We start from the raw sequence: 22,921 nt of genomic DNA, 5'->3' as shown, positions 1-22,921 counted from the left end.
ATGCAAGACATCCTGATCAACTGGTCCCCGCAAGAGACCCGTGTGGCGCTGGTCGAGCACGGCGCGGTGCAAGAACTGCACGTCGAACGCACGCTCGAGCGCGGGCTGGTCGGCAACATCTACCTGGGCAAGGTCTCGCGCGTGCTGCCGGGCATGCAGTCGGCCTTCATCGACATCGGCCTGGAACGCACGGCCTTCCTGCATGTGGCCGACATCGTGGCGCCGTTCACGCCCGGCTCGCGGCCGAGCGCGGCCGCGCCAGACCGCGACCACCGCAACGGCGGGCCGATGGTGCCCATCGAAAAGCAGGTGTTCGAAGGCCAGTCGCTGCTGGTGCAGGTCATCAAGGACCCGATCGGCACCAAGGGCGCGCGGCTGTCGACGCAGATCAGCATTGCGGGCCGGCTGCTGGTGTTCTTGCCGCAAGACAACCACATCGGCGTTTCGCAGAAGATTCCTTCGGACCAGCGCGAATCGTTGCGCACCCGCATGCTCGCGCTGATCGAGGCCGCAGCGGCAGCCGACAGCGGCGGTGTGGTGCCTGCCAACACCGGCGGCTTCATCCTGCGCACCAACGGCGAAGACTCGTCCGATGCCGAACTGGCCGAAGACATTGCCTACCTGCGCAAGACGTGGTCGCGCATTCGCGAGGCGTCGGGCAAGGTGCCGCCCATGTCGCTGCTGCACCAGGACTTGAGCCTGCTGCAGCGCGTGCTACGCGACATGACCAGCGAAGACACGCAGACCATCCGCATCGACTCGCGCGAGCAGTTTGAGGTGCTGCTCAAGTTCGGACTCGAATACATGCCGCAGGCGGCCGGCAAGTTGCAGCACTACAAGGGCGAGCGGCCGATCTTCGACCTGTATTCGGTCGACGAGGAAATTGCGAAGGCGCTGGGCCGGCGGGTCGATCTCAAGTCGGGCGGCTATCTGGTGGTAGACCAGACCGAGGCGCTCACCACGGTGGACGTGAACACGGGCGGCTTTGTGGGTGCGCGCAATTTCGACGACACCATTTTCAAGACCAACCTCGAGGCGGCGCAGGCGATTGCGCGGCAACTGCGGCTGCGCAACCTGGGCGGGATCATCATCGTCGACTTCATCGACATGGGGCGCGACGATCACCGCGAGCAGGTGCTGGCCGAATTCCGCAAGCAGCTTGCGCGCGACCGGGTCAAGACCACCGCGGGCGGCTTTTCGCAGCTCGGCCTGGTCGAGATGACGCGAAAGCGCACGCGCGAATCGCTGGCGCACATGCTGTGCGAGCCGTGCGCGGCGTGCGGCGGGCAAGGCATCGTGAAGACGGCTCGCAGCGTGGCCTACGACGTGATGCGCGAGATATTGCGCGAAGCGCGGCAGTTCACGCCGCGCGAATTCCGCATCGTCTCGTCGCCGCAGGTGATCGAACTGTTCCTGGACGAAGAAAGCCAACACTTGGCGGGCCTGAGCGACTTCATCGGCAAGCCCATTTCATTGCAGGCCGAGCCCGCCATCGGGCAAGGGCAATACGACATCGTATTGCTCTGAGCGGTCAGCTCAGAGCGTCGGGTCCTGTCCCGGCGTTGCACTGCGCACGGCCAGCGTCTGCAAGCGCGCATAGAGCCCGTCGAGCGCCATCAGCTGCTCATGGCTGCCTTGCTCGGCAATGCGGCCTTTTTCCATCACGATGATCCGGTCGGCGTGCTGGATGGTCGAGAGCCGGTGCGCAACGATCAGCGTGGTGCGGTTCTGCATCAGGCGCTGAAGGGCGTCCTGCACCAGCCGCTCCGATTCTGTGTCGAGCGCTGAAGTGGCTTCGTCGAGCAGCAGGATGGGCGCGTTCTTGTACAGGGCGCGCGCAATGGCCAGGCGCTGCCGCTGGCCGCCCGAAAGCTGCGTGGCGTTGTGGCCGAGCACGGTGTCGATGCCCTGCGGCAGGCTTTCCACATGGCTCGCAAGATTCGCGGCCTCTATGCATTGCTGCACCCGACCGCGGTCGATTTCGGAGCCCAGCGCCACGTTGGCGGCCAGCGTGTCGTTGAGCATCACCACGTCCTGGCTCACCATGGCGAATTGCGCGCGCAGGTTCTTGAGTTCCCAGTCGGCGGTGTCGTGGCCGTCGAGCAGCACCTGCCCGCCGCTCGGCAGCACGAAGCGGGGGAGCAGGTTGACGAGCGTGGTCTTGCCTGAGCCCGACGGGCCGACGAAGGCGACGACCTGGCCCGGCTCGATGGCGAGGCTCACGCCGTCGAGTGCGCGGGCCTCGTCTTCGCCGCGGTAGCTGACCACGGCGCCTTGAAGCTCGATGCGGCCTTGCGCACGTTCGATGCGAAAGCTGCCTTGCGGCTCGGGTGCCACGTCGTCGATCAGCACCAGGCCGCGCTCGAGTGCCGCCAGGCCGCGGGTAATGGGCGCAGCCATGTCCGCCAGGCGGCGGATGGGCGCAATCAGCATCAGCATGGCCGTGATGTAGGCGACAAAACCGCCTACCGTGAGGCCTTGCTCGCCGCTTTGCCAGAGCGCAATCATCACCACCACCGACAGGGCAAGCGAGGCCATCATCTGCGTGAGCGGCGTCGTGGCAGCCTGCGCGATGGTCGACTTCACGGCCAAGCGATTCAGGCGCTGGCTCAGCTGCTCGAAGCGTTCGCCTTGTGCTTCTTCGGCGCCGTGAAGCCGCACCATGCGGTGCGCGAGCACGTTTTCTTCCACCACGTAAGCCAGCTCGTCGGTGGCCTGCTGGCCCTGCTGTGTGAGGCGGTAAAGGCGCTTGGAAAACACCTTCATGATCCACGAGATGCTCGGCACCAGGAAGGCGACGATGAGCGTGAGCTTCCAGTTCAGGTAGACCAGGTAGGCGAGCAGTGCAACCAGCGTGAAGCCGTCGCGCGAAAGCCCGAGGAGCGCCTGCACCAGCAGCATGGAGCCCGTCTGCACCTCGTACACCACGGTGTTGGATAGCGCGCTGGCCGACTGCCGCGAGAACAGGGCCAGCTCGGCCCCGAGCAGCCGCTGGAACAGCACGCGGCGCAGCCGCTGCATGCCTTCATTGGCAATGCGCGAAAGTGCATATTGGGAAATGAACTGCGCAATGCCGCGCACGGCAAACAGCAGCAGCACGGCGGCCGGCACGATCCACAGCGCCAGCTGGCCGCGGTTGAACCCGCGGTCGAGCAGCGGCTTGAGCAGGGCAGCCATCAAGGGCTCGGTAATGGCGGCCAGCAGCGCGCCAACGAGGCCGACGGCCCACCAGTGGCGCGAGCCGCCGAACCAGGTCATGAGGCGCGCCAGCCGGCGAATCAGGGGAGGGCGTGCGGTCTCACTGCCGGGGGATGCTTGCATGGCGGCGGATTCTACGGGGCGCCCGCAGAGGCCCTCGGAGAGCGGCTTTGTAGGACTGCATCGCTCGATACACGTTTTGTGACGGCACTGTCAAACCAGTGTGTAACATGTGGCCCGTCGCATCGGGTAGAACTTTTTTCCCCGAAACATCTCCGAACCGCATGAACAAGCCGTTGCCAGTTTCCATTCCAACTCCTTCTTCATCGTTTTTTGCACGCCGCAGCCTTGTAGCGGCTCTTGCTGCAACTCCCATGATGCCCGCGCTCGCCCAGTTCCGGGTCGAGGTGTCGGGCGTCGGGCTGACGCAGTTGCCCATCGCGCTGGTCCCGTTCAAGGGCCAGGACGCCTCGCCCCAGAAGATTTCCGAGATCGTGCAGGCCGACCTCGAACGCAGCGGCCAGTTCCGCGGCGTCGATGCCTCGGGCCAGGCGCTCGACGAAGCCTCGCGCCCCGACCTCGCGCTGTGGCGCCAGCGCACCGCAGATTCGCTCGTCGTAGGCAGCGTCACGCGGTTGGGTGACGGCCGCTTCGACGTGCGCTTTCGCCTGTGGGACGTGGTGCGCGGGCAAGACCTCGGCGGCCAGAGCTACACCGTTCCGCAAGGCGACCTGCGGCTCGCGTCGCACCGCATTGCCGACTACGTCTATGAGAAGCTGACCGGCGACAAGGGCATCTTCTCGACCCGCATCGCCTACGTGACCAAGGGCGGCAGCCGCTATTCGCTGTGGGTGGCAGACGCCGACGGCGAGAACGCGCAGGCCGCGCTTGCGAGCCCGGAACCCATCATTTCGCCCGTGTGGTCGTCCAACGGCCAGCAGCTCGCGTACGTGTCGTTCGAGTCGCGCAAGCCGGTGGTGTACGTGCACAACGTGGCCAGTGGGCAGCGCCGGCTGCTTGCCAACTTTCGCGGCTCCAACAGCGCGCCCGCCTGGGCGCCCGACGGCAACTCGCTGGCCGTCACGCTCAGCCGCGACGGCGGCTCGCAGCTCTACACCATTCCGGCAAGCGGCGGCGAGCCGCGCCGCCTGACGCAAAGCGCCAGCATCGACACCGAGCCCGTCTACTCGGCCGACGGCGGCACCATCTACTTCGTGAGCGACCGCGGCGGCGCCCCGCAGATCTACAAGATGAGCGCCGGCGGCGGCGCGCCAACCCGTGTCACGTTCAGCGGCACCTACAACATATCTCCTTCTGTCAGCGGCGATGGCCGGTGGTTGGCCTACATCTCCCGCGTTGGCGGTGCGTTCAAACTCCACGTGATGGAGTTGGCAACCGGCAATGTCTCGGCCATCACCGACACCTCGGCGGACGAGAGTCCAAGCTTTGCCCCCAACAGCAAGCTGATCGTCTACGCAACGCACCTGCAAGGCCGCGAAGCGCTCATGACGACCACGCTGGATGGAAAAATCAAGGCACGGCTCGCGGGGCAGGCGGGAGACATAAGAGAACCGGACTGGGGTCCGTTTCAAAAGCAATGACCAAGGTTTATTTGAGGAGTTCCAGAATGTTGAAACGTACGATTTATTCGCTGGCTATCGTGGCTCTGATTGCCGGTTGCTCGTCGGGCACCAAGCTCAACGACACCCCGGTGACCGACCGCTCCGGAAGCGCCGGCAGCCAGCAGGGCAGCGCCAGCGGGGTCGCACCCGTCACCATCGACCCCAATGCCGGCACCGCCCAAGGTCCCGTCGGCATCGAACGGATCGTCTATTTCGACTACGACAGCTACACGGTCAAGCCCGAGTTCCAGTCCCTCATCGACGGCCACGCCCGTTTCCTCAAGGCCAACCCGCAGCGCCGTGTCTCCATCGAAGGCCACACCGACGAACGTGGCGGCCGCGAGTACAACCTCGCACTCGGACAGAAGCGCTCTGAAGCCGTTCGCCGCGCCCTCACCCTGCTGGGCGTGAACGACGCGCAGATCGAAGCCGTGAGCTTCGGCAAGGAAAAGCCGGCGGCTCAGGGCTCGGGTGAAGAAGTCTGGGCACAGAACCGCCGCGCTGAACTCCGCTACACCCGGTGATGCAACACGCTCTATTGCGAGGCGCGGCACTGGCTGCCGCCTTGCTTTGCGTTTCGGCAGGCTCGCAAGCCGCGTTGTTCGAGGATGACGAGGCGCGCCGCGCCATTCTCGACCTGCGCCAGCGTGTCGAGGCCATGCGCCAGCAGACCGACCAGCGGCTCACCGACGAAAACGGCCAGCTGCGCCGCAGCCTGCTCGACCTGCAGAACCAGATCGAGCAGATGCGGGGCGACCTTGCGCGCATGACCGGCCAGAACGAGCAGCTGCAGCGCACCCTGGCAGAAATGCAGTCGCGCCAGAGCACCATCGACGACCGGTTGAAGCAGAACGAGCCGACGAAGGTTTCCGTCGACGGACGCGAGTTCTCCGCCGACCCGAAGGAAAAGGCCGATTTCGATGCGGCACTCGGCATCTTCCGTGCGGGCCAGTTCGCCCAGGCGCAAACCGCCTTTGCCGAGTTCGTCAAGCGGTATCCGCAAAGCGGCTACAACGCCTCGGCGTTGTTCTGGCTGGGCAATGCGCAGTACGCCACGCGCAACTACAACGAGGCCATTGCAAACTTCCGCTCCATGCTGTCGCTCGCACCCGACCACGCCAAGGCTCCCGAGGCCGTGCTGTCGATTGCAAACTGCCAGATCGAGCTGAAGGACACGCGCGCCGCACGCCGCACGCTGGAAGACCTGACCAAGGCCTACCCGCAATCCGAAGCCGCCCAGGCCGGCCGCGAGCGTCTCTCGCGCCTGCGTTGAAGCTGGCGGAGCACTCCGCTTGAATGCAACCCTTCCGCATGCGTTGACCGTTGCCGCGGCTGTCGTCAGCGACACCGCGGCGCCTGACTTTGCGCGCCGCTTCGGCGGCCTCGAGCGCCTCTACGGCGTGGCGGGAGCCGCCGGCATCCGCAACGCCCATGTGGTCGTCGTCGGCATCGGCGGCGTAGGTTCATGGGCTGTCGAAGCCCTGGCGCGCAGCGGGGTGGGGCGGCTGACGCTGATCGATCTCGATCACGTGTCCGAGTCGAACATCAACCGGCAGATCCACGCGCTCGATTCGACCGTGGGGCAGGCCAAGGTCGACGCCATGCGCGACCGCATTGCGCAGATCAACCCCGAGTGCAAGGTGTTCGCCATCGACGAATTCGTCGAGCCCGGCAACTGGACGGCGCTGCTCGATGCAGCGCAAGCCGCAAACGGGCCCGCAACCGCAATCATCGACGCGTGCGACCAGGTGAAAGCCAAGCTCGCGATGGCGGCATGGGCGCGTGCATCGCGCGCCGCCTTCGTTACCGTGGGAGCGGCCGGCGGCAAGCGGCAGGCGCACAAGGTCGACATCGACGATCTCTCGCTCGTCACGCACGACCCGCTGCTTGCCCAACTGCGGCAGCGCCTGCGCAAGGAACACGGCGCGCCGCGCGAAGGCCGAAAGATCGGCGTGACCTGCGTCTTCAGCCGCGAAAGCGTTGCACCGCCCGACGCCTCCTGCGCCATTGAAGGTGACGGTTCGCTCAACTGCCACGGCTACGGTTCCGTGGTGAGCGTGACGGCCACCTTCGGCCAATGCGCGGCAGGTTGGGTTCTCGACAAAATCGCGACTAACGCCGCGCTATAATCTTTGGCTTTGCCGGATTCAACGTCCGCAAAGAAGAAAAAATGGTTCCGGGACGTTAGCTCAGTTGGTAGAGCAGCGGACTTTTAATCCGTTGGTCACTGGTTCGAATCCAGTACGTCCTACCACCCGAATCGCGCGAAAGCCAAAGGCCTGCTGTCGAAAGACAGCAGGCTTTTTTGTTTGAGCCACGCAAAAGCTCCGAATCGCTCCCGGCTGACACGCGCATCGGCCCAAACCTACGCTGGAAACCAAAGTCTTCACCTTCAATCGCGCCCACGTCGAACGGAGGTTGAGGCGTGCCGTACGTCTCCCCGTTGGCGGATCAGGAGACAACCATGCGCACTCAGAACGAGAAGAAGAACGATGAGGCCAACACCGGCGACCACGATGCCGGCATTGATCCCCCGCAGGGCCTGACAGGCAGTACCCGGCGCTCGCTTTTGCGCAGCGCCGTGCTGTTCGCGATGTTCTCGGGCACCGGAATCAGCTTGACCGCCTGTGGTGGCGGCGGCGGCGGTGGTGGAGGCGGTGGGGGCATCGGTATTGGGGGCGGCGGAGGGGGAGGCGGCGGAGGCACCCCACCCGAAAGCTCCGGCTCGCTGTTCAAGCACGGCATCGCCAGCGGCGATCCGTTGTCCGACCGCGTGATTCTCTGGACGCGCATCACGGCGCCTGCGCCGGGAACCATCAACCTCTCCTGGGAAGTGGCCAGCGACGAGCGCTTCGGGATCATCGTTGCGCGAGGCAGCACGAGCACAGGCCCCGAGCGCGACTACACCGTGAAGGTGGACGCCACAGGCCTCCAGCCTGCGAGCGTCTACTTCTATCGTTTCACAGTGGGCAGCGAGAACTCGCCCATCGGCCGCACCAAGACGCTGCCTGTGGGCGGCGTGGCGCAGGCCAGGCTGGCGGTTGTCTCGTGCTCCAACTTCCCGAGCGGCTACTTCAATGTGTATGCCGACATCGCCAAGCGCACCGACATCGACCTGGTGCTGCACCTGGGCGACTACATCTATGAATACGGCAGGGTGGGCTATGCGTCGCAGCTTGCCATTGCCATCGACCGCGAGTCGACCCCCGACCACGAGATATTGACGCTTGCGGACTACCGCCTGCGCCATGCGCAATACCGCACCGACAACGACCTGCGCACCCTGCATGCGCGGCTGCCGATGATCGCCGTGTGGGACGACCACGACCTGGCCGACAACGCATGGTCGGGCGGTGCCGAGAACCATGACGAAGCGACCGAAGGCAGCTTTGCCGCGCGCCGTGCCGCTGCCGTGCAGGCCTACCACGAGTGGCTGCCAACGCGGCTGCCCGAGCCGGCCAATCCGCTGCGGATCTATCGCTCGTTCGATTTCGGCACGCTGGCGTCGATCCACATGCTCGACACCCGGCTGATCGGTCGCGACAAGCAGGTCACGCTCGACCAGTACCTGGCCGGCGAGGCGGCCGGCTCGACGCGGCAACTGCTGGGCCAGCCGCAGGTGGATTGGCTTTCCGGGCGCATGGCTGCATCGGCGAGTACCTGGCAGGTGCTGGGCCAGCAGGTACTCATGACGCGCATGCACATTCCCTTGAGCATTGCAGCCAACTTCTCCCTTGAAACCTTGAGCGACTACCTCGCTGCGCAGGCGCTGCCGGATTCCGCGCGCAGCGACAGCCAGCGCGCCCTGCTTGCGCAGCAGAAGGTGCCTTACAACCTCGACGCGTGGGACGGCTACCCCGCCGCACGCGACGCCGTGCTGGCCATGGCCCGCACCCAGGGAAAGAACCTGATCTCGCTGGCTGGCGACACCCACAACGCCTGGGCCGGCAACCTGACGGATCCCTCGGGGCAACGCGTGGGGGTGGAATTTGCAACCTCGTCCGTTTCGTCCCCCGGCTTCGAACGGGCGCTGCCCTTGATTGCCAACGATCTGCTGGCCGACGGCTTCCGCCGCATGGTCGACGACCTGCGCTACGCCGAGACGAGCAAGCGCGGCTATGCCGTGCTCACCCTGACGACGGCCGAAGCGCGTTGCGAATACATCGAGATCAGCACCGTATTCAGCCGCGACTACACCGTAAGAGCTGCTGCCGTGCTGCGCGCACTGCCGGGTGCCACCAACCTGCAGGTGCTTGTAGCCTGAGCCTCCGCGGCGCCGCCCGGGCGGCATTGCGGTTAGCATATTCGGCTGCGTACGCAAGGCGGATGGATCAATGCGGATATTGCTTGTAGAGGACGACAAGGTACTGGCCGACGCTCTCTCGCGCGCGCTGGTGCAGTCCGCTCACGCGGTCGACATCGTCTCTACAGGCGAAGAAGCCGACCATTCGCTCGCGCTCGGCATCTATGACCTGGCCATCCTGGACATCGGCCTGCCAAAGCTGAGCGGGCTCGACGTGCTGCAGCGGCTGCGCTCGCGCAGGTCGACGATGCCCGTGCTGATGCTCACCGCCTTCGACACGCTGCAAGACCGCGTTCGCGGCCTCGATCTTGGTGCCGACGACTACCTGGCCAAGCCGTTCGACCTGCCGGAGCTCGAGGCCCGCGTGAGGGCACTGCTGCGCCGCAGCACCAATTCCACGCCGTATCTCGAGCATGGAAGGCTGCGTTTCGACACGGTGGGCCGCCGCGTGTTCTACGACAAGAAGCCGCTCGATCTTTCGCCGCGCGAGCTTGCCGTGCTCGAGCTGCTGATGATGCGCGAGGGCCGCGTGGTCGGCAAGGAGCAGATGGTGAACCACCTGTACGGGTGGGGCGACGAGGTCGGTGAAAACGCGATCGAAGTCAATGTCTACCGGCTGCGCAAGAAACTCGAGCCGCTGGGATGCGAGATACGCACCGTGCGCGGCATGGGCTATCTGATGGACCGCAGCGATGCGGAAACCTGAGCCCAGGCTGCAGCGCAAGCTGCTGGCCTGGCTGCTCGGTCCGCTCGCCGTGCTGCTGGTGCTCGACACCGGCGCTGCCTACTGGAACTCGCTGCGCTTTTCCAACCTGGCCTACGACCGTGCGCTGTACGAGATCGGGCGCGAGATCGTGCTGCACGTCAAGCTCGATGGCGCCCGCCCGCGGCTCGATCTTTCCGAGGCCGCGGGCAACGTGCTGCTGCTCGACCAGGAAGACCTGCTGTTCTACCGCGTCGTCAGCGAGGACGGCGTTGCGCTTGGAGGCGATGCCGAAATGCCCCCGCCGCAGCAGGAGGACCCTGCCAGGCCGCGCTTCTACCGCGACTCGGTGCGCGGGCAGCCGGTGCGCATGCTGGTCGCCCGCATGCCCATCGGCGGCAACCCCGGCGCGCCGATGGTGAAGGTGCAGGTTGCAGAAACGCTCCACAAGCGCACGCGGCTCGCGTGGGAAATGCTGGCCAACGTGGTGATACCGCAGTTGCTGCTGATCGTGATGGCCACCGCCGTGGTCTGGTTCGGCATTTCGCGCGGGCTCGAGCCGCTGCAGCGGCTGCGCCGCGCGGTGTCCAACCGGTCGCACCTGGACTTGAGCCCGATCGACATCCAGGACGTTCCGGGCGAGGTGCGTCCGCTGGTGGACGAAGTGAACGAGCTGATGGCACGGCTCGGACGGACCTTCGATTTCCAGAACCGCTTCGTGGCCGATGCCGCCCACCAGCTGAAGACACCCGTCAGCGGCCTCAAGGCCCAGATCGAACTCGCCCTGCGGGAAAACGATGCCGAACGCGTGCGCCATTCGCTTGCGCAGCTCTACATCAGCGCCGACCGGCTCTCCAGGCTGGTTCAGCAGTTGCTCTCGCTCGCCCGCAACGAGCCCGGCGCCCTCGACGCCATGCAGCTGGAGCCGCTCGACCTGAACGCCTACGCCCTGGAAGTCAGCATGGACTGGGTTCCGCAGGCAATCAAGCGCGACATAGACCTGGGCTTTGAAGGCGTGGAGCATTCGCTGGTGATCAACGCCGACCGCGACCGCCTGCGCGAACTGATCAACAACCTGATCGACAACGCCGTTCGCTACAGCCAGCCGGGCGGCCGCGTGACCGTGCGCGTGAGCCAGAGCGGCACCGACCAGTGCCGCCTGGCCATCAGCGACGACGGGCCCAGCGTGCCGGTGGAGGAGCGCGCGCGCATCTTCGAGCGCTTTCACCGCCTGCTTGGCACGCAGGAAGACGGCAGCGGCCTGGGCCTTGCCATCGTCAGCGAGATTGCCACGCTGCACGGCGCGCGCATTACGCTGGAAGAAGACATAGACGGCGTGGGCAACACCTTCAGCGTCTTCTTTCCGCTGCGCGCAGCCTCGGCCTGAGCCCGCGGCTGTAAGCTGGATGACAGCTGGCGGACAAGTTACTGACAGCGTACCGGCAGAAAGGTGACAGCGCAGGCCCGTAGCCTCGAACACGACGGAACCGCAGTGGTTCCGCGTTCACTTCGAGGAGACAACATGTCGTTTCTATCCAGTCCGGATTTCTGGATTGCCCTTTCGCAGATCATCCTGATCAACATCGTCCTGAGCGGCGACAACGCGGTCGTCATTGCCATGGCCTCGCGTTCGCTGCCGCCGGCACAGCAGAAAAAGGCCATCCTGTTCGGCAGCATGGGCGCCATCGTGTTGCGCGTGGTGCTGACGTTCTTTGCGGTGTACCTGCTCACGCTCCCGTACCTCAAGCTGGTCGGCGCCGCACTGCTGTTCTGGATCGGCATCGGCCTCCTGAAGGGCGACGACGGCGAAGAAAACCTCGACGGCCACTCCAGCCTTGCCGCGGCCATCAAGACCATCGTGGTTGCCGACCTGGTCATGAGCCTGGACAACGTCGTCGGCGTTGCAGCCGCAGCCAAGGGCAATGTTCCGCTGCTCGTGTTCGGCCTGGTGATCAGCATTCCGCTCATCATCTTCGGCAGCACCCTCATCCTGAAGCTGATGGACCGTTTCCCGATCATCATCACCCTGGGCGCCGCACTGCTCGGCTGGGTGGCCGGCGAAATGGCAATGTCCGACCCGTCCATCGCAGGCTGGGCCGCTGAGCAGCACGTGCTGCACAAGGTGGTTCCCGCCATCGGCGCGATCTCGGTCGTGATCGTCGGCAAGTGGCTGACCAGCCGTCAGCAGCCGGAACCCGCCAACGCCTGAAGGTGCCGCTGTGAGACGGCGCATTCTGGTCCCCATCGACCCGACCGACCCGGCCCGCACGCGGTCGGCCGTCGATCAGGTGGTGCGCATCTGCCAGCGCGAGCCGGTAGCGGTCCGGTTGCTGCGGGTGCAGCCCGTGGTCTCCGGCCACGTGGCAATGTTCTTCGACGCGCAAGAACTGCGCGAGCTCCAAGAGGACGCGGGCGCCGAAGAACTGCAGTTCGCGCAGAACCTGCTGGCCATGGCCGGCATCTCCTGCTCCACAACCGTGGTGATCGGCCGCAGCGCCGAGGCCATCGTTGCGGCGGCTCGCGACTTCGGCTGCGACCGCATCGTGTTCGGCCGGGAAGAGCCCAGCCTGGCAGGGCGCATCTTCGGTTCGCTGGCACAGCAAGTGCGCCAGCTGTCGGGCGCGAGCGGCGGCAACTTCCAGGTCATCGGCTCCTGAAGCAAGGCCCGAGGCCGGCCCTTGCGAGGGCCGGCTTCATGTTTGGCCCATGACCGGCCCGTATCTGCCGGCCAGGGTCAGCGGTACGAGAGCACCAGCCCGTGCACCAGCCGCGTCCATCCATCGAGCATCACGAACAGCAGCAGCTTGAACGGCAGCGAGATGGTGGTGGGCGCAATCATCGACATGCCGAGCGCCAGCAGCACCGTCGCCACGATCAGGTCGACCACCACGAACACCAGGTAGATGATGAATCCGATCTGAAAGGCGCGCGTCAACTCGGTCAGCGTGAAGCTGGGCACCAGCACCATGAAGTCGTCGTCCTTCAGCTGCTCGGCCCGCGCCTTGGGCCAGATGTTGGAGGCCGACTTCAGGAAGAACTGCCGCTCGCGCTCGTGCGTGTGCTTTTGCAGGAACTCCTTTACCGGCACCTTGGCTGCGTCGATCACGGCCATGATGTCGCCCATGCTCTCGCCCTTGATGCCGAAGTTGCGGTTGCGCAGCGTGTCGCCAATGTCCATGCCTACGGGCGCCATGATGTAGACAGTCAGGATGACCGCGATGCCGTTCAGCACCATGTTCGGCGGCGTCTGCTGCAGGCCCAGCGCCGTGCGCAGCAGGCCGAACACGATGACCAGCTTGGTGTAGCTGGTCACCATCAGCGCCGCGAAGGTCGCGAAGCCGAACGCGACCATGACCGCAACGAGTGTGAGAGGCTCCGGAATTCCGCCTTGCATGGATGAGAAGCCCGTTCAGACTTCGCCGGGAGCGAACTCCGACACGCGCACGCCCAGCCGGTCGCCTACCGCCACCAGGTAGCCTTTGCCCAGCACGTTGCCGTGCGCAAGGATGCGAACCGGGCTGCGGTTGAGCGGCTGCGCCAGGTCGAACACATGGCCCGCGCGAATGCTCTTCAGCTCGCCGAGCGACATCGACAGGTCCCCCACCTCGAAACGCAGCGTCACCTCCAGCGCATCGAGCCGGTCGAGCGGCAGGTTGACGTTGTCCGCAGCGGGCGCGGGGTCGGCGGGCGTGTCTGGCTTCATGGCACTGTCTCTCGATTGCTGAACGGTGATGCGCGAGCCTTCGGCAACCGCCCAGAGGTGCAGGCCCCCGGGGCCTCCCAGCTCGGCGGTGACGACGATGGCGGAGCCCGAAGAACTCCATTGCTCGATGCCGACGATGTCGCCGGGGCGGATGCTGCTTATTTCGCGAAGCTGGATCGGCGTGCTGCCAAGCCTGAAGCTCACCGGCAGGCGCAAGGCATGAAAGGCTTCGCTCGTTCGCGCGGCATGGCGGGGTCCGGTGGCGGCAGGCACCAGTGCATCGAGCGTGGCTGCATCGTCGAACTGCACGAAACCGCGCAGCATCGCGCCGCCGTCGGATGGCGTCGCCACGAAGAACGCTGCGCGCCCGGGGTCGCAGTGCAGCGTCGGGCGCGTCTCGGCTTCCGACGGCTGCCATTCGAAGTGCAGGCGCAGCGATTTTTCCAGCGCATCGATCACCGGGTGAAGCGCATCGGCAAGCAGGATGTAGCGCAGGTCGCGCGGCAGCAGGTCGATGCGGCGCTCGCCGAGCAGGGCCTGCATGCTTGGCGCATCCATCGCGATATGGCCGATGTGCGCGCCGAGCCTGAAGCTGTAGCTCTCGCGCGATGTGTGTGCAAAAGCTTCGTCGTGATGCCACGCGAGCCGGTAGCTCACACCCTTGACCTGCACGCCATGCGACGGCGCCGCCGAGTACAGGCGATTGAGTGCCCGCGCATTCGCCATATCGGCCCGAGGCAACGTGCGAGCCTCTCCGAGCTCCGTCACTGCTTCAGCAGCTTGGGCCGGCATGCATGCTTTCGTTCGAGCAAATGCTACGTCTTGTCACCATCTACACACCTTCACGCAAACGCGAAACACCTTCGTGTCGAAGTCGGCGGAGCTTAGCGAAACGGGCTCGGCGCAGGTAGTACGCAAATGCGTAGTGCCGCGCGCGCCACAGGTCGTTCGGACTTACGAGAACTCGTGGTTGCCGTGGACGAAGTGCGCCGCTTAGAGTCCAACGCCACGTGAGGTTCTCTTCACGTCAACAACTCCAAGAATCCAATAGGGCAAGGACGCAATGGCGAGTCCCTCGCGAACTCTTCGACAGTACCGCGGCAGCTTTCGCGATCTGCTGGGCAACGCCGGCCGCTACAACGACCTGCTGCTTGCAGGCTTGCTGGTTGTGGTGGTGGCGCTCTTCGTGTTGCCGCTGCCCACGCCGCTGCTCGACCTGCTCATTGCGAGCAACCTCGCCATCAGCCTGGTGCTGCTCATCGTTGCGATGTATGTGCCCTCGGCGCTTTCGCTTTCCACCTTTCCGTCGCTGCTTCTCTTCACCACGCTGTTCCGCCTGGCGCTCAACATTGCGTCGACCAAGCTGATCCTGCTGCAGGCCAATGCGGGCCACATCATCGATACCTTCGGCAAGCTGATCGTCGGCAACAACGTGGTGGTGGGTGGTGTGGTGTTTCTCATCATTGCCATCGTTCAGTTCATCGTCATTGCCAAGGGCTCCGAGCGCGTGGCCGAGGTGGCGGCGCGCTTCGCACTCGACGCCATGCCGGGCAAGCAGATGAGCATCGACGCCGACGTGCGCGCCGGCGCGCTTTCTTCTGCCAAGGCGCAGAAGAAGCGCCAGCTGCTGGAGCAGGAGTGCCAACTGCACGGCGCCATGGACGGCGCCATGAAGTTCGTGAAGGGCGATGCCATTGCCAGCATCGTCATTGCGCTCATCAATATCCTTGCGGGCATTGCCATCGGCACGCTGATGCACGACATGACGCTGGGCGCGGCGCTGCAGCGCTACGCCATCCTGACGGTGGGCGACGGCATGGTGTCGCAGATTCCGTCGCTGCTGGTGTCGATTGCAGCGGGCATCGTCATTACGCGCGTGAGCTCCGGCGACCGCCGCGAATCGCAGCTCGCGCAGCAGATCGGCGAACAAATGATGGCGCACCCCCGCGCGCTCATCATTGCCGGCCTTGCCGTCGCCAGCTTTCTCGTGGTGCCCGGTTTTCCGAAGTGGGTGTTCGGCCTGCTTGCCGCAATCTTGCTGGGCCTCGGGCTCGCCATGCGGATGCTGCGCCGGCAGCGCAACACCCCGGACTGGATATCGCACGGCGACGGCGTGGCCGCGGAGGAAACCGACACCGACCACGCCATTGCCGCACCGCTGGCGGTGCGCCTGTCTTCGGGCCTGCGCACCGCGGTCGACCGCTTCGTTCTCGACCAGCACCTGTCGCGGGTCAAGACCTCGGTCGAGTCGGACCTCGGCCCGATCTTTCCGCGGCTGCAGCTGAACTACGCGGAGGGCATGGCCGACAACGAGTACCAGGTGCTGGTGCACGACGTGGCAGTGGCGCGCGGAATGCTCAGGCCCGGCTGGCTGTTGCTCGATCCGGCGCAGGCTGCTGCAACACCGCCGGGCGCAGAAGTCGCAGAGCCGTTCGGCCCTTTCGCGCGGGTGGTGTGGATGCCGGCTCCGGAGGCCGGCAAGACCGCATGGACCTGCGCCGAAGTGGTGGGCCTGCATGTCGACCACACCGTGCGCCGCCATGTGAAAGACCTGATCGGCCTGCAGGAAGTGCAGCGCCTGCTGCATTCGGTGCAGCGCGATGCACCCGAGCTCGCGGCCGAAGTGCTGCGCGTTGCCTCTGCCCAGCGCATTGCCGAGGTGCTGCGCCGGCTGCTCCAGGAGGGCATTCCGATTCGCAACCTGCACGCAATTTTCGAGAGCCTGACCATGTGGGCAGCCAAGGAGCAGGACGGCATTGCACTGACCGAGCTGGTACGCATCCACCTCGGGCGCTACATCACCAGCCGCTATGTGGGCGCGAACCGGCAGCTGGAGGCGATTCTTTTCGAGTCGAGCCTGCTCGACCGGGTGCAGAACGCCATCGAGCGTTCGCCGCGCGGCAACCTGCTGCTGCTGAGCCCCGCCGTCACGCAGGACATCCGCGAACAGCTGCGCCGCATTCTGGGCTCCACGGCCAACCGCGTGGTGGCCATCGCGTCATCCGACGTGCGCCGCTACATCAAGAACCTGATCGAGCCTGTGGCACCGCACATGGCCGTGCTGTCTTACCAGGAGATCGACGACGACGTCGCCCTGCAACCCGTGGGCTGGATCACCAACCCCACCGCGCATTGATGAACGACAACAACCACCTGTTTTTCGAGGGAACCGAAAAAAGCCATGACACCGCAGAACATCCTGGACATCACGCGCGAGGGCCTGATGCTCGTGCTGTGGATCTCGCTGCCGGTGGTGGTGGTGGCAACGCTCTCGTCGCTGGTGGTGGCGGTGCTGCAGGCGGTCACGCAGGTGCAGGACCAGAGCATCGGCCAGTCGGTGCGGCTCATCGCGGTGATGGTGGCAATCATCGTCACGGCGGGCTGGCTGGGCCGCGACGTGATGCGCTTCGCGGAGCGCGCCTTCCTTTCGCTCACTTCGCTTTCATGAGCGCCGCAATGACGATTGCCGTGCGCCTTCTTCTCGCCCGGCGGCAGGCCTTCATGCTGCTGTGCGGCGCCGTGCTCATGCTGCTGCTTGTCCAGCATGGCGTGGCCGCGGAGTTCCGCTGGCAGAACAGGCCTTTTCAAATAGTGGCCAACGAGAAGCCGCTCAGCGACTTCATTCGCGAGCTTGCCGCGTCGCAGGGCATTACCGCGGTGATCGATCCCAAGGTCAACGGCGTCATCAGCGGCAAGTTCGATGGGCCCGCCAAGAACATCCTGAACAGCGTGTGCTCGGTGAACGGCCTCACCTGGTACTACGACGGCGCTTTTCTCTTTGTCGACCTGGCCGCCGATGCAAAAAGCGAGGTGTTGCCGATTGCGGCGGAGAACGCCGGGCGCATCGCCGAGACGCTGGTGCGGCTGCACATTTCCGACGAGCGCTATCCGCTCAGCATCAGCGAGCGCGACGCCAGCGTCTATGTGACCGGTCCGCGGCGCTATGTGGAGATGGTGCGCCAGGCGGTGAAGCTCGCAGACCAGAAAACCGCCATGGCCGAGGGCGCCGAGATCCGGCTCTTTCCGCTCAAGTACGCCTGGGCTTCGGACTTCCGCATCAACCGCTCCGGCAAGGAGACGGTGATTCCGGGCGTGGCCAACGTACTGCGCAGCCTGTACGGCCGCGCGGGCAACCAGTCTTCCGGCGGCGCCAGCGGGCGCGGAACCGGTGGGCCGCTTTCGGTGGGGCCCAACCGGCAGATCAAGCTGCGCAGCGGCGAGACCATCAACGCACCGAAGATCGACATCGCGGGTGCGGGCCAGGGCGCCGACGGCACCACGCTCGGCGGCATGTCCAGCCTTACCGGCAATGAGCTGCCGCAGTTCCAGGCCGACACGCGCATGAACGCGGTGCTGGTGCGCGACATGCCCGACAAGATGGCGCAGTACGCACGGCTGATCGAATCGATGGACACGCGCCCCCGGCTGGTGGAAATCGAAGTGACCATCATGGACATCAGCTCCGACACGCTCAGCAGCCTGGGCATCGACTGGCGCCTGCACGGCCGGCACGCCGACTTCCAAACCGGCCGCGGCGACCGGACGCCGCTCACCTGGGGCGGCACCGGCACCGAGGCCGGCCAGATCGGAAGCTTCGACACGTCCGGCAATCCGCTCACGCCGTTGGGCGGCATGTTCACCGCCGCCATCGGCAACAGCGCGCGCAACTACCTGCTGGCCCGTGTTACTGCGCTGGCCACCAACGGCAACGCCAACTTCGTGGCCCGGCCCAAGGTGATGACGCTGGACAACACCGAGGCCGTGCTGGAGAACCTGAGCGAGTTCTACGTGCGCGTGGACGGCTTCCAGGATGCGGGCCTTTTCAGCATTACCGCCGGCACCGCTGTGCGCGTGACGCCGCTCATCATCGACGAGAAGGCCGGGCGCGGCGTGATGATGTCGATCGACATCGTCGATGGCGACCTGAGCCCGCAGTCGGTCGACAAGATTCCGATCGTGCGCCGCCGCACGGTCAACACGCAGGCGCTGGTGGACGAGGGCGCAAGCCTCCTGATTGCCGGCTATTCGTCGGAAGAAAAGAGCAACGCGGTCACCGGTGTTCCGCTGCTGAAAGATCTTCCCGGCGTGGGCGGCCTCTTCAGGTACACCGACAAGAAGCAGGCCAACATGGAGCGCTTCTACCTGCTCACGCCGCGCCTCGTCACGCCCGGCTCCACGGCCTCGGTGCCGATGCTGCCCCTGCCAGAGCCCGGAGGCTGAGCATGGACCGCGAAGAAGTTCCGTTCGACGACGACAGCGCCAGCGCCGAGCCCATGGTGCCGCAGGGCATGCATGCGCAGGCCCCGGGCTGGTGCCTGCGCTTCCTGAGCGGCGCGGTGAAGGGCCGCACCATCGTGCTCAAACCGGGCATCAATGTGCTGGGCTCGGGCGGCGAGTGCGAGGTGATGCTGCCCGGCGGCGACGTGCTGCCGCGCCACCTGGCGTTTACCGTCGGCGAACTCGTGGTGTCGATGCAGCGCCTGGGCACCGCCTCGGCACGGCTCAACGGCGAAGAGATGCAGCAGCCGCGCAAGAGCGTGGTGGCAGGCGACATCGTGAGCGTGGGCCAGATCGACTTTCAGCTCGACCGCACTTATCCCGCCAGTGCGCAGGAAGACCGCATGTTCGCGCCGGTGCACGGTCCGCTGCACGAAGGCGAGGTAACGGCGCTGCAGCCGGCTTCGGGCGCACAGCGCCTGGGCCTGTGGGTGGGCGGCGTGGTGGCGCTGTTGGCCGTGCTCGGCATTGCAGTCATGGCGCTTGGCGTCGGGCAGGGCAGCGGGGTGAATGGCAACAGCGTGAACCTGGCGGAGGTCGAAAAAGCGCTGGTGCCGTTCCCCGAGGTCGAGGTCATTGCCGCACCGGGCGGGCAGTTCGGCGTCAAGGGCTACGTGGAGTCGAAGCAGCGCCGCAAGACGCTGGAGGACGCCATGGCGCGCTTCGGCAGCAAGGTCAGCGTGAATGTGCATTCGGCAGAAGACATGGTCGAGCAGGCGCGCCGTTATGTCGACGACCCGGGCGTGGCCGTGACCTACACGGGGCAGGGCCGCCTGGCGCTCACCGGCACGGTCGAAGACGCTGCCGTGCGGCAGAAGATCCGCCGGCTCAGCGAAGACCTGCATCCCTCTGTGCTGGTGTCGGACAAGGTGCAGTACCGCGAAAAGCCCAAGACCGAGAACAAGGACGACGACATGCGCGCCCAGTGGGACAGCTGGCAAAGCGTGCTGCCGGCCCGCATGGTGAGCATTACCGAAGACGGCGACGGCCTGCGCCACATCCAGCTTTCCAACGGCAACCGCTACTACGAAGGTTCGGTGCTGCGCTCGGGTGCCGAGCTGAAGCGCATCGATGCCGATGGGCTTGTCCTGAGCGGCGGCGTGCCGAACAAGAAACCCGCGAGGTGAGAGATGTGTGCAGACATGCCGCTTTCACCTCGCGCTCCCCGATTTCATGCTTTGGTGCCCCAGGGCCGATGCATGGAATGGCTTCGTCCCGCAGGGGCACGGAGCACTTTGATCCTCAAGTGAAAAACCCAACCCTTTGACAGGAGTTTCTTATGAGCGCAGTCGACACCTCGATCCAGCAAATGCAACAAGCCGCAGCCGACCAGGCTCGCCTGATGAGCGTCAGCATGGCTGCGGGCGCCACCATCTCCGGGGCGGCAGCCACGGCGCAGACGGTGAACGGCGCCAATGCGGCCGGCACCGAAGTGGCCAAGTCCACCGGCAACGACATCCGCCAGTCCGCCAAGCAGAACTGACGGGGAGGCCTGCGCGGAGCCGCAAGGCTTCGCGCGGCCCTTTTTCTTTTCCGAGGAGAGTAGACATGACCGATCCCATTGCGTCGGCGGCCGTTGGCGCGCCGCCACCCGAAGCCGCTGCCTCCGCCACATCGCAAGTCGCACAGGCTTCGCAGCAGAGCGCGGGCCCCTCGCGCTTCGAGCCGGGCGAAACGCGCATGTTCGCCAACATGATGCAGGGAGCGCAGCCACCCAGCGGAACGGCCGCGCCCAGCGCCATCGGCGATGCGGCCAAGTCGCTCGCCGCGCAGCTGTCGGGCAACGTGCGCTCCATCGAGGACATGCGCAAGAGCATGCTCGAGTCCATCGATTTCGCAGACCCCATCAAGACCATGTTCGTGATGACCGATCACGCCATGGAAGCCAACATGATGTTTGCGCGAATGCATATTTCCACCGGGCTGGCCAGCGCCGCGACCAGCCTGTTCGGCAGCCTGCTGAAGAACCAGCAATGAACAAGCTCCCACGCCCGCGCTGGCTGGCTGCGCTCGTGCTGTTGCTGGCGTTGGCCGGCTGCAAGGTTGCGCTTTATTCCAACCTCAAGGAGCAGGAGGCCAACGAGATCGTTGCCGCACTGTCGAACGAAGGCATCGGCGCAGCCAAGACCCGGCTCGAAGGCAGCAACTGGCAGGTGGAGGTGGACGAAGACCGCCTGAGCCAGGCGCTCGAAGTGCTGCGCGCCCAGGGCCTGCCTGCCGAACGCTACGTGAGCATGGGCGAGGTGTTCCAGAAGCAGGGGCTGGTGTCCACGCCCTCGGAAGAACGCATGCGCTACATCTACGCCATTTCGCAGGAGCTTTCGCAAACCCTGCGCAATGTCGACGGCGTGGTGTCGGCCCGCGTGCACGTGGTCATTCCGGCCAACGATCCGCTCAGCGAGAAGATCCGGCCCTCGTCCGCGGCGGTGTTCATCAAGCACCGGCCCGACGTGGACTTGCGCCTGCTGGCCCCGGCCGTGAAGGACATGGTGGCGCACAGCATCGAAGGGCTTGCGCACGACCAGGTGTCGCTGTCGCTGTTCGAGGCGCGCCGCGCCGGCAGCGCGCAACCCACTGCAAACGCCGGCGGCGCGCCGATGGTGCTCGGCATGTTCTCCACACAGACGGCCATGGTGCTGCTGGGCCTGCTGCTGCTGGCCGCCGTCTGCCTCATGGTGCTGCCCGGCCTGCTGCGCCGCCAGGGCCAGGACTGGCGCACCTGGATGCGCCGCCAGGTGCTCAAGCGCTGATCCGCCGATCAACCATGCAGGCACCGGCCACCGCTCCACCCACCCATGCCGCCATGCCCGGCCCGATGGACCTGGTGCGCCTGGTGATGCGCTTCAACCTGCACCCCGAAGCCGACCTGCACCCGAGCTGGCTGCCCGCGAACTGGCCGGTGCGGTATCGCTCGGTGGCGCGCATGGGACCCGCCGGCCGCGCCGTGCTGGCCGACCTGCTGCGGCGCGGGCAGGGCGCAGGCCATGCACAGCCCGCAGCACAGCTGCATGCGGCGGGCGACTACAACTTCGATTCGCGGCTCAAGCGGCTCGCGCTGCTCGACGCCGCGTCGCTGCGCCGCCTGGCGGCCTACATCGGCTTTTGCGCGCACCTGCCGCTTTTCAAGGTGCGCGGCGGGGCGGGCCTGCAGATTCGCCGGCAGGCGCGCCGATTCGACCACGATGCCGTCGACTTTGTGCTCGACCGCGTGCCCCAGCTCACCGAACTGCGCATGGACAGCACCGTGATGCAGCAGCGACCCATGGCCACCGGCCGCGTGGTGCTCGACCGCGGCTACCGGCTGCTCCTGGGTGCCGCCGCATCCGAAGGGCCGCTGGTGCAAGGCCGCCTGCAGCGCAAGCTGCCGCGCCGCATCTCCGCCTTGAGCGTGCCGGCCTTCGAGCCGCGCCAGGCCTCGCAACTCAACGAACTGATGCTCTCTTGCATCGTTCCCGAAAGACTGCCGCAATGGGACTGGCTTTTCTGATCACCACCGACAACCTGCAGCTCCTGAGCGAACGCAAGGTGCTGAAGGAAAACGAATACGCGGCACTGCTCGATGCCGCGGCCGTGGTCGACACCGCGCGCAAGGAAGCAGCGCGCATCGCACGCCATTCCGAAGACGAGGCCGAGGCCAGCCGCCGCAAGGGCTATGAGGAAGGCCTCGCGCAGGCGCGCGCCCAGTACGCCACGCAGCTCGTTTCCGAGAGCATGGCCGTCGAGCGGCAGCTGCACGCGCTGCGCGCATCGATGGCGCAGATCGTCGTCAAGACGCTGGGGCAGTTTCTGGAAGAGGCCGACCCCGCGGCGTTGTTCCGCTCGGCCCTGCTGCGGGTCGAGGCGCTGCTGCGCGTGGAGTCGTTCATTACCGTGCGCGTGGCGCCGGAGCAGGAGGCCCACATGCGCGAAACCCTGCACCGGCTGCGCAGCGATGCCAACTGGAACATGGCCATGACCATCACGCCCGACCCCGACCTGCCGGCCGGCGCGTGCATGGTGCAAACCTCGACCGGCGTGCTCGAGATCGGCGTCGATGCGCAGCTGGAGGCGTTTCGCCGCGCGGTCGAGCAGGGCGGAATGATGCCGGCGCAGGGGAGGGGTCAGTGAGCGCGCAA

The 22,921-nt window shown here is 65.8% G+C and carries 22 protein-coding genes and 1 tRNA gene; 20 read left to right on the top strand and 3 right to left on the bottom strand.

All coding sequences use genetic code 11. The features are described 5' to 3' along the window. Positions 1-1,527, top strand: a complete 1,527-nt coding sequence (rng, locus tag QHG62_RS11690; RefSeq protein WP_281151005.1) for a ribonuclease G — start codon at positions 1-3, stop codon at positions 1,525-1,527. A gap of 9 nt (positions 1,528-1,536) precedes the next feature. On the opposite strand, the gene msbA is transcribed toward rng, so the two are convergent. Then, a complete protein-coding gene (gene msbA, locus QHG62_RS11685) occupies positions 1,537-3,321 on the bottom strand; it encodes a lipid A export permease/ATP-binding protein MsbA (protein WP_281151004.1) in 1,785 nt (594 codons plus the stop codon). A gap of 251 nt (positions 3,322-3,572) precedes the next feature. Here msbA and tolB point away from each other — a divergent pair, with 251 nt between their 5' ends. The 10 genes from tolB (at position 3,573) to QHG62_RS11635 (ending at position 12,483) form a co-directional block, all read left to right on the top strand. Beyond that, the gene (tolB, locus tag QHG62_RS11680; RefSeq protein ID WP_281151003.1) at positions 3,573-4,799 is read left to right on the top strand and encodes a Tol-Pal system beta propeller repeat protein TolB; all 1,227 of its coding nucleotides are present in this window, start codon (positions 3,573-3,575) and stop codon (positions 4,797-4,799) included. A gap of 26 nt (positions 4,800-4,825) precedes the next feature. After that, a complete protein-coding gene (gene pal / locus QHG62_RS11675) occupies positions 4,826-5,344 on the top strand; it encodes a peptidoglycan-associated lipoprotein Pal (RefSeq protein ID WP_281151002.1) in 519 nt (172 codons plus the stop codon). Then, the gene (gene ybgF, locus QHG62_RS11670; protein WP_281151001.1) at positions 5,344-6,093 is read left to right on the top strand and encodes a tol-pal system protein YbgF; all 750 of its coding nucleotides are present in this window, start codon (positions 5,344-5,346) and stop codon (positions 6,091-6,093) included. The genes pal and ybgF overlap by 1 nt, the downstream gene beginning before the upstream one ends. 43 nt (positions 6,094-6,136) lie before the next feature. Then, positions 6,137-6,949 carry a tRNA threonylcarbamoyladenosine dehydratase gene (locus tag QHG62_RS11665; protein ID WP_281151594.1) on the top strand — a complete coding sequence of 271 codons (813 nt, stop codon included), beginning with the start codon at positions 6,137-6,139 and terminating at the stop codon, positions 6,947-6,949. A 49-nt stretch (positions 6,950-6,998) separates the two neighbouring features. Next, positions 6,999-7,074: transfer RNA gene (locus tag QHG62_RS11660), tRNA-Lys, on the top strand. A gap of 210 nt (positions 7,075-7,284) precedes the next feature. Continuing rightward, on the top strand, positions 7,285-9,084 hold the full coding sequence (locus tag QHG62_RS11655; RefSeq protein WP_281151000.1) for an alkaline phosphatase D family protein: 1,800 nt from the start codon (positions 7,285-7,287) through the stop codon (positions 9,082-9,084). 70 nt (positions 9,085-9,154) lie between these two features. Next, positions 9,155-9,829, top strand: a complete 675-nt coding sequence (locus tag QHG62_RS11650) for a response regulator (protein ID WP_281150999.1) — start codon at positions 9,155-9,157, stop codon at positions 9,827-9,829. Further along, entirely contained in the window at positions 9,816-11,213 is a 1,398-nt protein-coding gene (locus QHG62_RS11645; RefSeq protein ID WP_281150998.1) for a sensor histidine kinase, read from the top strand. Before QHG62_RS11650 ends, QHG62_RS11645 begins: the two co-directional genes overlap by 14 nt. A gap of 135 nt (positions 11,214-11,348) precedes the next feature. Then, positions 11,349-12,035: a TerC family protein gene (locus tag QHG62_RS11640; RefSeq protein WP_281150997.1), complete on the top strand. Its 687-nt coding sequence runs from the start codon at positions 11,349-11,351 to the stop codon at positions 12,033-12,035. 10 nt (positions 12,036-12,045) lie between these two features. Next, the gene (locus QHG62_RS11635) at positions 12,046-12,483 is read left to right on the top strand and encodes a universal stress protein (RefSeq protein WP_281150996.1); all 438 of its coding nucleotides are present in this window, start codon (positions 12,046-12,048) and stop codon (positions 12,481-12,483) included. Positions 12,484-12,560: 77 nt separating this feature from the next. Here QHG62_RS11635 and sctR read toward each other — a convergent pair whose 3' ends face one another. Next, positions 12,561-13,220 (bottom strand): type III secretion system export apparatus subunit SctR, encoded by a 660-nt coding sequence (sctR, locus tag QHG62_RS11630; RefSeq protein ID WP_281150995.1) that lies wholly within the window; start codon positions 13,218-13,220, stop codon positions 12,561-12,563. Between the two features lie 15 nt (positions 13,221-13,235). Further along, on the bottom strand, positions 13,236-14,321 hold the full coding sequence (gene sctQ / locus QHG62_RS11625; RefSeq protein ID WP_281150994.1) for a type III secretion system cytoplasmic ring protein SctQ: 1,086 nt from the start codon (positions 14,319-14,321) through the stop codon (positions 13,236-13,238). Between the two features lie 271 nt (positions 14,322-14,592). Between sctQ and sctV the strand changes: the two genes are divergently transcribed. From sctV to sctL, 9 genes are all read left to right on the top strand, one after another. Next, the gene (gene sctV, locus QHG62_RS11620) at positions 14,593-16,665 is read left to right on the top strand and encodes a type III secretion system export apparatus subunit SctV (RefSeq protein WP_281150993.1); all 2,073 of its coding nucleotides are present in this window, start codon (positions 14,593-14,595) and stop codon (positions 16,663-16,665) included. A 45-nt stretch (positions 16,666-16,710) separates the two neighbouring features. Next, positions 16,711-16,977 (top strand): type III secretion system export apparatus subunit SctS, encoded by a 267-nt coding sequence (sctS, locus tag QHG62_RS11615; protein WP_007834706.1) that lies wholly within the window; start codon positions 16,711-16,713, stop codon positions 16,975-16,977. Beyond that, positions 16,974-18,749, top strand: coding sequence for a type III secretion system outer membrane ring subunit SctC (gene sctC, locus QHG62_RS11610; protein ID WP_281150992.1), 1,776 nt, complete (start codon positions 16,974-16,976; stop codon positions 18,747-18,749). Before sctS ends, sctC begins: the two co-directional genes overlap by 4 nt. A gap of 2 nt (positions 18,750-18,751) precedes the next feature. Further along, positions 18,752-19,933 carry an FHA domain-containing protein gene (locus tag QHG62_RS11605; protein WP_281150991.1) on the top strand — a complete coding sequence of 394 codons (1,182 nt, stop codon included), beginning with the start codon at positions 18,752-18,754 and terminating at the stop codon, positions 19,931-19,933. Positions 19,934-20,085: 152 nt separating this feature from the next. Further along, positions 20,086-20,289, top strand: a complete 204-nt coding sequence (locus QHG62_RS11600) for a hypothetical protein (RefSeq protein WP_007834711.1) — start codon at positions 20,086-20,088, stop codon at positions 20,287-20,289. A 65-nt stretch (positions 20,290-20,354) separates the two neighbouring features. After that, positions 20,355-20,783 (top strand): hypothetical protein, encoded by a 429-nt coding sequence (locus QHG62_RS11595; protein ID WP_281150990.1) that lies wholly within the window; start codon positions 20,355-20,357, stop codon positions 20,781-20,783. Continuing rightward, entirely contained in the window at positions 20,780-21,556 is a 777-nt protein-coding gene (gene sctJ / locus QHG62_RS11590) for a type III secretion system inner membrane ring lipoprotein SctJ (RefSeq protein WP_281150989.1), read from the top strand. The genes QHG62_RS11595 and sctJ overlap by 4 nt, the downstream gene beginning before the upstream one ends. A 14-nt stretch (positions 21,557-21,570) precedes the next feature. Further along, positions 21,571-22,293 (top strand): type III secretion system protein, encoded by a 723-nt coding sequence (locus tag QHG62_RS11585; RefSeq protein WP_281150988.1) that lies wholly within the window; start codon positions 21,571-21,573, stop codon positions 22,291-22,293. Continuing rightward, positions 22,275-22,913: a type III secretion system stator protein SctL gene (gene sctL / locus QHG62_RS11580; protein WP_281150987.1), complete on the top strand. Its 639-nt coding sequence runs from the start codon at positions 22,275-22,277 to the stop codon at positions 22,911-22,913. Before QHG62_RS11585 ends, sctL begins: the two co-directional genes overlap by 19 nt. Positions 22,914-22,921: the final 8 nt, after the last annotated feature.

It is taken from the genome of Variovorax paradoxus (assembly GCF_029919115.1).
In the GTDB taxonomy this organism is placed as follows: Bacteria; Pseudomonadota; Gammaproteobacteria; order Burkholderiales; family Burkholderiaceae_C; genus Variovorax; species Variovorax paradoxus_O.
This window is presented reverse-complemented; position numbering and strand designations above follow the sequence as displayed.